Here is a 12945-nt window from a genome sequence, read left to right as displayed (position 1 = left end):
TTTACTTCCATAGCAGTGACTTTCCCTCGAACGCGCCCAACGACGCCATGTGGCGTCCGGGTCGGTCAGAATACCCAGCTTGGTGGATCCTACCGCCGAACATTCTTGCTAGCCCAGTCTCAGGCGCTGCTTTTCGACCAAGGATTGCCGTTTTCCTCGGCGACCACTTTGATAGAGCGGACGACATACGGCGCGCAGCCGACGATCTCGATCACCTCGGGATCGAAGATCGCGATATTAAAGCCGAGCCTGTCGCCCTCGTCGCCGAAGTGACTCTTGTAGCCAATCGCATCATAACCTGCGCTTTGAAAAAGCTCCGCCAGGATCTGCGTCGGGGCATAGTCGGCACGATCGTCCGATGCTGTCACTGGCTGCGAGAAAGCGTTGTCGATATCGATCCAGACAGCTCTCTCCTTCTCGTCCGGGGTCAGGTCGCGTTTGCCGAGCAGATGGCTGAAAACGGGGCCCGCGAACGACGACTTGCCGTGGCCCAGCGTGAGATCAAGCACGCGGATCGGACGTATAAGCCTGCAAAGGGCGACCGAGACATCGGCGCCGACCCAAGGCCTGATCTCAGAGATCGCAGTCTGGATCGTCGTGCCGACATATACCACGGGGATGCCAGTGGGGTTGGCGCGCCCCTCCCTTGCACGGTCAGAGAGGGGCTTCATGCGCGCGGCGCCGTATCCCCACGTGTCCTCACCGATCCAGTTCCCATCCTCGTCGATCCGGTCGATGACGTCGACACCCTGTTGGGCTCTGTAAAAGGTGCGGCCCGCTTGAAACTCGACGTCGCGATTTCGGATCGTGGCAACCACCGACTTCAGGAAGGCACGCTCCTCGCCGCCCCAGACGTACCGTCCTTTAAAACGGACGTGACGTGCGAACCGGGAATAACTGTCCCAGCTAGCGAACTCGGGTCCGATCTGGTTAATGTCGCTCATGGGTTCGCGACGCTCGACGCATCGGCGAGCATTAGCCCAAGCGCCGGACGATAAGGGGTGGCGATCTGTTCCGGGGCGGAGTTCACATATCGTGCCGCGTTGACGCGAGCCTCAGGCGGGAGTGCCGCGAGGTGGCGTTCTATACGCGCCAGCGACGGCGTTACGTAGGATCGGGATTGCCGGTCGGCGCGCATGCCCGGCCGCAGCGCCGTCCATACGACGCCGTCAAAACCCTTCGCATTCATCCAGCCACCAATAACCTCGTCGAAAGCGTGCTGGCGCGCCACTGCTGGCCACCGACCGATTGCGCCATCGAACCGCACCTTCTCGCGCAAACGCAACGCTTCGCTTGCCTGCTCGATGTCACGCACTTCGAGTTCTGCCCACAGAACCGAGACCGGCCGATCGTGATCAACTAAGACGAGAGTCATCCGGCCGTCCTCTGATTCGCGCGCGAACTCAAGCGGTAGCGCCGGCCCGTCGGTCGACCAGTCGCCGACGATAGGCAAGGCACCCGGGTTCCAGACGAGCGATCCCCAAGCCAAGCAGACAATCATCTTACCCCCCGTTCCGCCGCGGACACTGAGCGCCTCGCTATCGACAGATGGCGGTCGCAGAACCTCAATTATAGTGGTGCTCAGTCCCGAAGGACCGCCAGACCAATGTGGCATCCACCATCCTCGCCGGCAAGTCGGCTCGGATAAGGATGGTGAGGCCTACCTTGTAACGTCACCGCCACGCCTGTCTCTTTATAACGCCTAACTTCGGTCTCTTACCTCTGCTTTCCCGCTCGCCGAAACTGCTATCTGTTCGGTTTGCTCTTGCAGCGCCAAGTCCCGTCTACGCAAGTACGTGTACACGGGGGAGACGCCGGCCTGTTGTGGCAGTCTTCATGGGACTTGCCGTTCGACGCATGACGTGCTCGCTATGAATGCGGTTGCGCTGGACGTGCTTGTTCCTTCACGACAATGTGCGGGAACGGAGACCCGGGGGAAAGTTTGCGAATGACGGCGACGCTTGGGAATCTGGTCAGCGGCGATGAGCTGCGCAGCACATATGGGTTGCGCTCGAAGCGCGTCGACGAGAAGACGGTAACCGCTGCGTCGGCGACCGCGCTTAAGATGAAGCGCGAAGCCGAGGAGCACGATGGCTGGGAGCTGGCCAAGGAGAACAAGCGCTCATTGCGGATGCAACGCCGCAAACCTGAAGACCGCCAGCTCGAGGATGATGTGTGGACCTTGTTCTACCGGATGGGCTTCAAGGAGATGAATGCGGACCGGAACCTCATGGTCACCGGGAAGGACGGTTCCTCGAAGCGTCAGCTCGACGTCTTCGCCAAGGACGACGAGACGGTGTTTATCGTCGAGTGCACCCACTCGCGTGACGGCGGCGCCAAGTCGATCAAGGGTCTGCTGGACAAGATCGAGGCCGTCCGTGAGGACGTCATGGCCGCCGTGAAGGCCAAGTTTGGTCGCGACAGCAAGCTGAAGGTCAAGCTGGCGATTGCTACGCGAAACGTGGACATTCGAACGGCGGACCGGGACAGGGCGGCAGCCGCCAAAGTGCCGATCATCACCGAGGCGGATTTAGAGTATTTTCAGCGCCTGACAGGCATCCTGAAGGTCGCAGCGCGCTACCAGTTCCTGGGACGATACCTGCGCGATGAGAAGGTTGAGGGTCTTCGCACTTCGTTGCCCGCGACGCGAGGACGCGTCGGGGACACGACCTTCTACAGCTTCCTAATCTCGCCGCACGACCTGCTCCGAATAGCCTACATTAGCCACATGGGTAGGTCGAACGACGACCTCGATACCTACCAACGCATGGTGAAGCCAACGCGTCTGAAGTCCATCGGCGCCTTCATCGACGAGGGCGGGACGTTTCCGACCAACATCGTTGTCAACATCAAGCGCGACGGTCTGCGTTTCGATCTGAAGGACCGCTTTGGCGACACGGCGACGGGCACACTGGAACTGCCTGGCCAGTATGGGTCGGCTTGGGTAATCGACGGCCAGCATCGTCTCTACGGGTACGCCTACGCGGGGCGGGATGCTGAGGAGGACCGTTCAGTCGTCTCGGTGCTGGCCTACGAAAACCTGCCGGCAACGGCCGAGATCAAGATGTTCGTCGACATCAACACCCAACAGGTGAAGGTGCAAAGCAACTTGGTGAAAGAGCTCGTCTCCAACCTGGATATCGAGGATGAAGATCCGCGTAAGCGGCTTGAGGCGATCTGCGCGCGGGCGGTGCTGAACATGGGCTCCGACAAGGCGTCTCCTTTGAAAGACCGCATCCTGCTGACCGGCGACGACAAGACCAACAGCAGGTGCCTGACGCTTACGTCGCTAGTCGACGGCATTAAGGGCAACAATCTTGTCGGAAAGGTTCAGAAGCCCCTTGGTCGCAACGGCGCCTCGGTCCTGCAGCCGGGGCCACTCGGTCACCTTTCTACGAACGCGACCGACTCGATGCGCAAGCTACAGCGCGGACTACAGCTATACTTCGGCCTGTTCGCGACGGGTGCCCAAGACCATTGGGATCTGGGCGACGCCAAGGGAGGCTATCTTGGCACCAACCTCGGTCTGCGCGCGCTTCTCGTACTCTTGAGGAAGATCCTGCATTTCGTAGAGTCGGACGGGACAAGGGTCGTGTCATCATCGCCCGAGGAATTAATCGAGCTCGTTCAGCCGTACGCGCAGCCGGTCATCGACTTCTTTGCTCAGGCGACCGCCAACGAGGTCACTTACTTCCGCGCGCGTGGAAGCTCGCTGACGAGTGTGGATCAAAATGCTCTGCAGATGATGGCAATCGTCGCGTCTGCGAAGCCTGATTTCGACCTCCCCGAAATTAGGGACTATCTGGAATCTCAGGACGCCGCCGGCACGGAACAGGCGCGCGACATGATTCTTGAGATCCATAAGATCCTGTACGACGACGTGGTCTCAACGTTGAAGGCGCATTACGGTGAAACCCGGGATTCCTGGTGGATCTCCGGAGTGCCGAAGCAGGTCCGGATCGACTGCGATGTCCGCTACAACACCGAGGGAGACACCTCTCGCGACAGGTGGCAGTCACTCAACCTAATCGATTACTCGCAGATCGTTGTCTATGAGGGCAATTGGGACCTCTTCAAGGACCGCTACAACTTCTACGGAAAGGGCGCGAAGGCTAAGCTGGCGCGCTGGATTGGCAGGATCAGCCGCCTGCGCAACATCACGACGCACGTCGAGAAAGGGCCGCTTTCGCGCGACCAGGTCGATTATGTTCGGGATGTCTACGCGCTTGTTAAGCGACATATCGAGGGTGAGGAGCCGGTGGATGGCAAGACCCAGCTGCTATTCGACGAGCCCGAGGAGCAGCGCGAGGCGGCTTGAGTGAAAAGGGTGCAGGCCGAAGGCCTCGATCAGCGCATGTGCGTTGATCGGTCGAGTCTCCGTCCTATGATCGGACTTGGGAACGGTACTATAAGCACTCGCCTGAACCTCAGCTCGCGGTTCTGGGCGGCAAGGTAGTTGAGGACCTTCAACAGGTCAGAGCGCGTAGCTTCCCAGCGTAGCACGCGAAGCTGATTCACCGGCTTCGTAATGCCCGAGCCACCGAAGATCGCGTCGAGGATTACGAGCGCCAAGTCGAAGTAGTGATAGGAGAACTGCTCGTCGTTCGGCTTACGGTCGAAAGAAACTGCAAGATATTGCGGTTCCGCCCTACTCTTACGCAGGATGTCGCGGATCGCCTCGTCTTCCTCTAGCTGACCTTGGATGTCGCTGAAGAATTGCCGCTTCGTGTTCGCCTTGAACTCGCCCCAAAGCTCCTCGAAAGCAATGTCAAAGCGGGACTTGCGCGGCATACGGCCTCACCCGGCCTGCTGGCCGGGCCGAAAACGACGTAACCTGCGTGTTGGGCGATCCTTTCTCACGCTACCTTCGACATGATACGATCGACTAGGCTCTTCGCCGCCGATCGGTTGGCCGAGCATTCGTATATCAGCGAGAACATCTCTTCATAAAACCCGCGGCGATCGGGACTCAGCCGATCCAGCGGTGAGCCGGCGGAGGCGTTGCTGCCGGCCAATTGTTCGAGTTCGGTGCGCAAACGTGTCACTTCGCCCCGGACGACGCCGTTGGCGTCGTCGACCAGATCAGGTTCGCCGAGCAGCTTCTCTGCCCGCATCAGCGAGAGTTCTACGCCGAGCGCCATCCGGTCTCGGCCGGCCGCATTGAGGCCACCCTGGGCAAGTACTGCGAGGCCCTCGCGCGCAGCGGCCTGCTCCAGTACCAGGTCACGAAGCCGCTTCCGGTCGCGCGAACTAGTACGGCAGCGGTTGGCGACGTCGCGGCCGAGCGGAGCCAGGTGGTTCTTGAGGTTCGCGAGATGCACGTTGCGCTCGAAGTCGTCGCGTCGGCCGTTGGGGATGATTCGCGGGTCGAGAACATGAATCTCGCCGACGGTCCAGGCGTCGAAGCGTGATTCCGGGAAGACATCGGCGAGGACTCCGGCTTCGCCGACCTGCACGTCGCCGGCGCGGACGCGTAGACCACGGACATGCGTCGAAGCGTGAATAGCCCCTTCGTAATCGTGATGCGCGATCCATCCGACGGCAGCGATGCCGCCGTCGATGGAAGGCACCTCGACGAAAGCGACCTCGCGCAGCCTCAGCGGACGGCCGCCATCAATCGGAAGCTCGTCACGGAATGGTCGCGTGAGCGGCTCGCGGCCATTGATGGTGATCGTCAGGTCGCCGAGCGCAACGGTACCAATGAGTCTCTCGGCGATAGCCGTGCTATGGGAGAAGGACGTATCGAGCGGCACCGGCGCAATTTCGGAGAGATAGTCGGCGACGGCGCCCTGTGACACCACCCTATCGTCGCCCTGCCGTGCCACGCCGTCGAGGCGCACCTCGAAGTAGGGATCGCCCGCTTCGTCGGTGACTGTGGTGGTCGTGATGGCGTCGATGATCGCCGTGAGGTCCCGCGTGTCGGCTGGGTCGCGTAACGCACTTCGTAGGGCCTGACAGTTCCACGTCATCGTCGAGACCCGGGCCTCGCCGGCAGCACGCGACTGGAAAGTGAGCGATCGGGCGTAGGCAAGCCCCGACAGGCGTCCGACACCACGGAACCCACGGGCTTCGGTTCCCCGTTTGGCGCTGGCGCCGACTGAGGTGAGCACGCGCCGGAAATGGGACGCGGGAATGCCCGCCCCGTCGTCGCGGATCGACACCGTCCTGGCGGCGGCGTCCAGCACGATCTCGATCCGCCCCGCGTCCTTGCCGCCTGCCCTAGCCTGGTCAATCGCGTCGGCGGCGTTCTGGACGTACTCTCGGTAGATCGTGAGCGGTTCGACGTACATCGCTGTGGACAATAGCTCGAGCACGTCCTTGCCGACGACCGCCGGGCCGCCCTCAACCACTTCGGATGCCTTCGCAAGTCGAATGGGCGCGCTCATGCGGCCTTCCTTGCGCGTGCCGGTTCCGCGATAGTGATGATAGGCTCCTCCTCGGCGTCTAGCCCTGCGTCCTCAACGCGCTCGTCCTCGGGCACATTGAGCGCGTGGGCAACAGCGCTCCACTCTGCTTGCTTTCGCCAAATTGACATGAGCTCGTCCTTCGGACGGGGCATGTAGAACTGGAGGATCGAACGGATACCCTCGTCATCGGTCAAGCCGGGCAACGTGTGGTAGTGCCGCGGGTCGCAAGACGACAGCAGCGTTTTGAGCTCGTGGCGTCGCTCGGGCGACAACCGCTTGGCCTCCGCCAGGTACTGGTCGTACTCGCCCCGTCCGTCGAGCTTGTCGTACCAATCTCGGTTAAAGATCATGTCGTGCGGCATCATCAGGATAGTTTCGTATTCGGCTACGGTGTCGCCGAAGGCGCGCCGGAAGAAGGTCGGCTCGCCGCTGACCACTCCGTGGGTCGCCTGCAGAATGATCTGCATCGAGCGCAGCTCGAAACGCGACCACTTGTCACCGATGTGGCCGCGGTCGGGACGGTTGGTCGGCTGATAGCGCATCGGAAACGACCAGACGCGGATGTTGAGCTCCTCATTCAGCGTGACGTTGAGGCGCATGCGCTCGAACAGGTCAGCGGGATCGTCGTGGAAGTTGTAGAGCATGTAGTTCGAGAGCTCGGTCAGTCCGTGCTCGTGGGCGTAGCGGACGGCCTGCTCGTATGGCTTGCGGACGCCGAGATGGTCGAACGCGATGCGGAGCGGCTTGAGGCAGATCGTCGCCAGCTCGCGCAGGTACATCGGGTCCTTGCAAAGGATGCGCGCGTCGACGCCCTGGTTGAAGTCGACCCTACGCTGGACGGCGACGCGGGATCCCGGCCGCGTCAGCTTCGCGCCTGGCGTAAAGCCGAGGTCTCGAATCTCGGCGATGATATCCTTGAATCGCGGACTGGCGACGACGTTGTTGTCCATGAGGATCAGGTCCTTCTTCGGACCATACATCTCGTCAATGGAGCGGACGATGGCGGTTAGCGACTCAACGTCGCGCTGCATACCCTCGAGCTTGGGAACGCCGCAGAAATGGCATTTCCGGATGCAGCCGCGCGACGTGTAGGCGAAGTAGGCGTCGCGGACCGGGTATTCGTAATCGATCTGCGAGAGGATGCTGTAATCGGGAACAAGGTCCTCAATTGCTGTGTTGCTATAGTCGTCGGAGTAGAGTTCCTCCGAAAAGTCGTCGAGCTGCAGTGCTTTGGCGGGTGGTCCAGTGAGCAGACCCTTGATAAACCGTACGCCCTGCCAGCGACGCTCCTCAACGAAGCGTTCGTGCATAAGCGACGCCGCGATCCCGCCAACGAAGACTTTATCGGCCTGTCCGTTGGCGACCTTGAGGGCGTAGTCGATGCTCGTCGAGATCTTAGGGTACTCGAACGAGAACAGCGTCGTGACGTAGATTCGGTCCCACGCCTGCGACAGCACCGATGGATCCTCGCCCTTTACGAACGTGACGTGGTCGTTTTTGCCGTTGGGCCCGTGATACTGGGCGATCTTCATCAACCCGAGCGGAGGATACTTGTTCTTGTAGCCGGGTTCGATGAGCAGGATGCGCTTGCCGGCCATCAGGCAACCGCCCGCAAGGTCTGCTGGATGCGGATGCTCCGCAGCACCGCCACGGCGGCGGTTACGCCACCCTCTCCGCCCAGCCCCTTGAACGGCCCGTCCGATGACCAATCGACGTCGACGGCTAGGTCGGAGAGATGCGCGATCATAAGGTCGCGGGTCAATGCGCAGCCGCTTTCGCGCCACATGTCCGCGGCGATGTCCATGAGGGCATACACGCCGACACCCTTCGCGATAAGCGATCCTCGCGGCCGCGCCCAGGCGTCGCGCATCGCGATGGATACCGCGATCCAAAAGTCGAGCACAACCCTCGCGGCCTCCTCGACCGAGCGCTGCTTCAGAATGGATGACCTGTTGAGAAAGCGGCGTACCGCCTTCTGCAGAGTGCGCAGCGACGCTTTGCGCGTCATGCCGGACACCTTGTTGCCGCCCACGTCTAGCTGGCCGCACCACGGAGACGCGGGATCGTTGGACAGGCAAAGCGCGATAAAAAGTTCAGGCCGGTCGTTCGCCAAATCCTCGCAGAGCCGGGCGTCGTGGAAGTCGAGCAGACTGCGGCTGAGGCCCTTGGCCTTGCGGTTGATGACCGTGAACACCGCCATTTCCTCCTCTACGGTGAGCCCGACGAAGCACATGAACGGCAGCTCAATGTCTAGATCGGCGAGGTGGCCGAGGCGATGCTGGCAATCGACTTGCGCCATCACTGGCTCCGCTGTGGAATCGATGGTCAGATGCGCTGTGCCAGAGCCGTTCTCCACCAGCGTCCAGCCACGGCTATCCGTCGCCCGAAGGTTGAAGGTCAGCGGGATGGTCGTGCTTCCGGCCTCCCGGATATAGCGCCGGAAGTCGAGGCTATGTCCGGAATTGAAGCGGCGCTGATAGCCTTCGCCGCTCCGCTCGTCGAGCACGTCGGGAAAGCTAATTGCATGAAGGACTGACGCACGCGCGAACCCGAGAAGCACCTTACGGTCGCCAGACCGACCGGTGCTGCAAGTGATTTCAACTTTAGGCATCCGGCTACCTCGCATTGTGACACTGCGCAATCTGCATCGCCTCGATGCAGGTAGCGCATCGCTGCATCGCGATCTAGTCCGCCGCTGTCAATACACGATGGTGGCCCGCAGCAAGTGATTGCAAATCCCACATTGCTCGCGTCCGTGTCCTACGTTAGGTCTTGCAGGTGGAAACGCGTCGCCGCACGGCGCGCGAAGAGCACAAAGGCGCTAATGCGCCCGGGGGGGGCGATCTGCAAGTCCACAAAAAGGTGATCGCATTCCGAGATTTGCTTCGGCGCACAGGCATAAACTCGCGACGCACAATGGAGGTCCCACGCCAAGGGAATCGAGACGCGTCACTGCGGCTACCGATCGATAGCGAGGATGTAACGGCATTCACCGCACGCGTCGATCTCGCGCTGCGAGCGCCGGGTAGTTACGTTTATATTGATACGTCGTTTCTGATGTGGCTGATCAAGATTAGCCCCGCTTCGCGGGCCGAATTTTACGGATGGCTCGAGGGGGCGTGCGCTGAGCGTGTGGTCGTCCCCACTTGGTCGCTTCACGAATTGTACCGTCACCATGTCGAAGGCAGGATAACCATCGACCTGGACGAACATATCAAGAAACTGACGAAAGTAATTGGGGAAAGCTTTCCGACAATGTGGACTTTGTTTGATGAGCCCCTCAATGGCGCATCAAGCGTTTCACAGCAGCGTGAACAGGCAAAAGACGCACTCAGAGCGGTTAGGACGCTGACCGATCGGACAACCGCATGGAAAGCCAGTTACGAACGCAACGCCCGTGAGGTTATCGAGTTCGCTAATGCGAGAGCGATGAAGGGCGGAGAGATCTTCGACCGTTTCCATTCAATCGAGACGCTGGCCGACGCTCGCTTCACGGGCCGGGTGCCGCCTGGATTTCAGGACAAGCGCAAAAAGGAAACCGAAACAGACGATCATGACGGCAATGACGTCGTGATCGGTAGCAACCGGTGGGGCGACCTTGTCTTCTGGCAGGAAATTTTAGAACACGCGCGCGCCCACCGCGTCAGGACAGTCGCAATCCTGACTAAGGACGTAAAAAACGACTGGCGGATGGCTGGCAAGCTGCCCGTGCGGGGAGATAACGAAGGCAAGGCCAGTGGCGTCCAGCCCCCGCACCCAATGCTTAGTTTCGAAGCAGCGCGAACCGCCGACGCCCGTGAACTGGTGCTCCTCGATCAGGCTCGTCTGGCAGAAGTCATGAAGCGGGGACCGGGTGATGTCGCAGGTTTCGTCGCGGCTGCGCAACCACCCAGCCTTCCGCCCCCAAAGACGGATGCGGAGTTGCGGAATGAGGCACGTGAGCGGCAGGAGCGTGAATTGGAAAGGATCGCTGAAGGCGCAGCTCGTGCGAGCAGCGTCCGGTTCCTCGACCCTTCGAACCTAATTGCGAGTGACGCGGTCGTGCAGCGCGCCCTATATGACACCCGGGACGATGCCGTGTCTCCGGGGGGGCTTGAGGAATTCGAATCAAAGTTCGGCAAAGCGCTCGCATCACAAGACGTCCTCGACCTGATAACTAGCGGGATCGCGGGAAGCATTGGCGGCGCGGGTCTGGTTGGGTTTGCTCGTCGACTTCTCATTTCAGCTAATGGTGATACACAGCGCGCTGCGGCCGCGGCCGATCTCGCAGCCTCGTTGAGTTCGTTCCCGCAGGAGACAGCAACGTTCCTGTTTATGGGGCTCCTTGCCGGCACTTATCTCGATGGCAAAAACAAGCTGCTATGTACGCCGAATGGTCTTGTGGCGCAGAAGCTGCTTGTCATGCTCGACCAGCCAATCGCTCGGGCACCGATCGAGCAAATACGAAAGAAGGCGCTATCGGCGCCTCGCTTGCCACTGTTCATACCCTCGGACCCGTTGCCAATATTTGCTGAAATCAAAATAGACACGGAGCTCGACCGAAACAGGGCGCTACGCGCAATCTGGATCAACGATCATAACCTGATTATTGACGTTCAAGCGGACCCGAAACTCCGAATCGCTCGCCGGTTCGAAAGCGCCCAGCTCACAACCGAGCTTTTGCTGGACCATCTTGCTGATCTCTACGTTTTGCCGCGGCGCCAGCTCGGCCCCGCCGGCACAGCGATGGACGGTTATACTTATGACGAACATATAGGGTTGCGTGCGCCGACCGAGGTCTGGCGAGATGTCACCGGGGAGAAGAAGTAATGGCCGGTACCCGCAATATTGAGGTCGATCCGTATTTCGGTGGATTTGTCCTCGAGACGCTGACGATCGGAATGTACGAGGAGACCCGGAATGCGATTCGAGAGTATGTGCAGAACGGCTTCGATTCGATCCAGCGTGCGGTAAACAAGCTACACCAGCTCCGACCGTCTGATGGGCTTATCCGCATCATTTTCGACGCTGACGGTGCCGGTATCCGCATCCGTGACAATGGCGCCGGTCTGTCGTCTGACACTGCCGTAAAAACGCTCACATCGATCGGGGCATCCGCGAAAGACTTCTCGACCGACGCAGGATTTCGAGGGATCGGGCGCCTTGCTGGCGTCGCGTTCTGCGACACGCTTACGTTCACCACGAAGGCAAGTGGAGAGAGCACCTCTACCAAAGTCGTTTTTGATGCGAAGAAGATGCGTGAGATGATGTCGCCGGAGCGGGGCAGTCGCTACACCGCTCAACAGCTCCTAAAAGATTGCGTGAAGGCCACTCAGGACGACGCGCTTGCTGCCGATCTTCCATTCTTTGAAGTCGCAATGCGCACTTTCGTTGAAGCGCCGAAAGAGGTGACATCCGCGAAGGAAATGGCGCTTTTCCTCGAGCAAGTGTCCCCCGTGGATTACCGCGATGACTTCCCATTCGCCGATGCGATTCGGGAATATGCTAAGTCTGCGCCTGTGCCGATCGAAACTGTAAAGATTGTAATCGAGGAGCCCGGCCAAGAGCCAAAGCCGGTGCTAAAACCGTTCACGGCAAAGTTCGCTATCCAAGACGTAGAAACAAAGGTCGTGCTATCAGACAAAAAGTTCTACACTTCTCCCACTAAACAGTGGTGGGCCTGGGTAGGCAAGAAGGAGGTGCCTGGCTCATATACTGACGAAGAGGTGCGAGGCATTCGCGTTCGCGCGAAGAACATTCAGATAGACGGCACTGCGGTCGTTCGCGAAATTTTCCAGCGTCAAAACAAGTCAAATGGGCGTTATCAGGATTGGTTTATCGGGGAGATTTTCGTCGATCCGAAGGCGATTGTGCCCAATGCGCGGCGCGATGGCTTCGAGGACACTAAGGCGTGGACGACGATACGGGGCGAAATCGGTTCGAGCGTTTGCAAGGACGCCGGCACTTGGGCGCAGGACGTGTCCAATCAAGGTCAGCTCTCCTTGGAGAAGCTGACGCAGAGAACGGAACGGATGGTAGAGGATTTTGAGTCCCTTCGCCGCAATGCCTTCAGGAATGGTGACCGGACGCTCAAAGTTTCTGCGGATATGACAAAACTTCACTCGGAGGTCAGCAGAGCATCACGCAACGCAAATGCGGCAACGCTCAGTTCGCTGCAGTCGCTCGGTGCTCGGTTGCTCGACATGAAGACCGAGGCGGTAGGCAAGCTCGCACCGCCAGCGCCTGAGATAGATACGGACAGAATCGAAAATGAAGCGCGCGACGCTTTGCTAGGGGAACTGATGGCTGTCTTCGAACAACATCTAGAATTGCCCTGTTTAACCAGCGTGCGAGGAATTGTACGTCGCGACTTTGGCTGGCCAAGGTCATAGATTATACCGCAGAGCACCGATCGATTACCTCATTAATCTTTTCAGAATGCAGCCGGTTGAGTTAGCCAATACACCACGTGCCGTTTAGAGGGTGGAGCAGGAGGGATTGGTCATGCAATATTGGGGATCCCTCAAGCGTTATACGAGCACGCTCGCAGCGCTCGACA

9 protein-coding genes are annotated in these 12945 nt (G+C 59.8%); 3 read left to right on the top strand and 6 right to left on the bottom strand.

Translation table 11 applies throughout. The features are described from left to right. Positions 1-119: 119 nt before the first annotated feature. Together C8J43_RS03555 and C8J43_RS03550 are read right to left on the bottom strand one after the other, a co-directional pair. Positions 120-944, bottom strand: coding sequence for an RES family NAD+ phosphorylase (locus C8J43_RS03555; protein ID WP_133029736.1), 825 nt, complete (start codon positions 942-944; stop codon positions 120-122). Continuing rightward, positions 941-1501, bottom strand: coding sequence for a hypothetical protein (locus tag C8J43_RS03550; RefSeq protein ID WP_133029735.1), 561 nt, complete (start codon positions 1499-1501; stop codon positions 941-943). Before C8J43_RS03550 ends, C8J43_RS03555 begins: the two co-directional genes overlap by 4 nt. A gap of 447 nt (positions 1502-1948) precedes the next feature. Here C8J43_RS03550 and C8J43_RS03545 point away from each other — a divergent pair, with 447 nt between their 5' ends. Beyond that, complete coding sequence (locus C8J43_RS03545) at positions 1949-4318, top strand: DGQHR domain-containing protein (protein WP_165899536.1); 2370 nt, start codon at positions 1949-1951, stop codon at positions 4316-4318. Positions 4319-4347: 29 nt separating this feature from the next. Here the strand turns inward: C8J43_RS03545 and C8J43_RS03540 are convergent, their stop codons facing one another. The 4 genes from C8J43_RS03540 to C8J43_RS03525 all read right to left on the bottom strand — a co-directional run bounded on the left by C8J43_RS03540 (position 4348) and on the right by C8J43_RS03525 (position 9018). Beyond that, the gene (locus C8J43_RS03540) at positions 4348-4791 is read right to left on the bottom strand and encodes a hypothetical protein (protein WP_133029733.1); all 444 of its coding nucleotides are present in this window, start codon (positions 4789-4791) and stop codon (positions 4348-4350) included. 65 nt (positions 4792-4856) lie between these two features. Next, complete coding sequence (locus tag C8J43_RS03535; protein ID WP_133029732.1) at positions 4857-6386, bottom strand: ATP-binding protein; 1530 nt, start codon at positions 6384-6386, stop codon at positions 4857-4859. Beyond that, positions 6383-8005, bottom strand: a complete 1623-nt coding sequence (locus C8J43_RS03530) for a radical SAM protein (protein ID WP_133029731.1) — start codon at positions 8003-8005, stop codon at positions 6383-6385. Before C8J43_RS03530 ends, C8J43_RS03535 begins: the two co-directional genes overlap by 4 nt. After that, positions 8005-9018: a DGQHR domain-containing protein gene (locus C8J43_RS03525; RefSeq protein WP_133029730.1), complete on the bottom strand. Its 1014-nt coding sequence runs from the start codon at positions 9016-9018 to the stop codon at positions 8005-8007. The genes C8J43_RS03530 and C8J43_RS03525 overlap by 1 nt, the downstream gene beginning before the upstream one ends. 305 nt (positions 9019-9323) lie before the next feature. On the opposite strand from C8J43_RS03525, the gene C8J43_RS03520 reads away from it, so the two are divergent. Continuing rightward, positions 9324-11216, top strand: coding sequence for a PIN-like domain-containing protein (locus C8J43_RS03520; protein ID WP_279388824.1), 1893 nt, complete (start codon positions 9324-9326; stop codon positions 11214-11216). Then, positions 11216-12778: an ATP-binding protein gene (locus C8J43_RS03515; protein WP_133029728.1), complete on the top strand. Its 1563-nt coding sequence runs from the start codon at positions 11216-11218 to the stop codon at positions 12776-12778. Before C8J43_RS03520 ends, C8J43_RS03515 begins: the two co-directional genes overlap by 1 nt. Positions 12779-12945 lie beyond the last annotated feature (167 nt).

This window comes from Sphingomonas sp. PP-CE-1G-424, assembly GCF_004341085.1.
In the GTDB taxonomy this organism is placed as follows: Bacteria; Pseudomonadota; Alphaproteobacteria; order Sphingomonadales; family Sphingomonadaceae; genus Sphingomonas.
The sequence above is the reverse complement of the archived record's forward strand: the minus strand, read 5'-3'. Positions and strand labels throughout refer to the sequence as shown.

What these genes read in the sequence shown, in the direction of transcription:
- C8J43_RS03555 (WP_133029736.1), bottom strand. Translation starts at nt 944, where the DNA reads ATGAGCGACATTAACCAGATCGGACCCGAGTTCGCTAGCTGGGACAGT.
- C8J43_RS03550 (WP_133029735.1), bottom strand. Translation starts at nt 1,501, where the DNA reads ATGATTGTCTGCTTGGCTTGGGGATCGCTCGTCTGGAACCCGGGTGCC.
- C8J43_RS03545 (WP_165899536.1), top strand. Translation starts at nt 1,949, where the DNA reads ATGACGGCGACGCTTGGGAATCTGGTCAGCGGCGATGAGCTGCGCAGC.
- C8J43_RS03540 (WP_133029733.1), bottom strand. Translation starts at nt 4,791, where the DNA reads ATGCCGCGCAAGTCCCGCTTTGACATTGCTTTCGAGGAGCTTTGGGGC.
- C8J43_RS03535 (WP_133029732.1), bottom strand. Translation starts at nt 6,386, where the DNA reads ATGAGCGCGCCCATTCGACTTGCGAAGGCATCCGAAGTGGTTGAGGGC.
- C8J43_RS03530 (WP_133029731.1), bottom strand. Translation starts at nt 8,005, where the DNA reads ATGGCCGGCAAGCGCATCCTGCTCATCGAACCCGGCTACAAGAACAAG.
- C8J43_RS03525 (WP_133029730.1), bottom strand. Translation starts at nt 9,018, where the DNA reads ATGCCTAAAGTTGAAATCACTTGCAGCACCGGTCGGTCTGGCGACCGT.
- C8J43_RS03520 (WP_279388824.1), top strand. Translation starts at nt 9,324, where the DNA reads ATGGAGGTCCCACGCCAAGGGAATCGAGACGCGTCACTGCGGCTACCG.
- C8J43_RS03515 (WP_133029728.1), top strand. Translation starts at nt 11,216, where the DNA reads ATGGCCGGTACCCGCAATATTGAGGTCGATCCGTATTTCGGTGGATTT.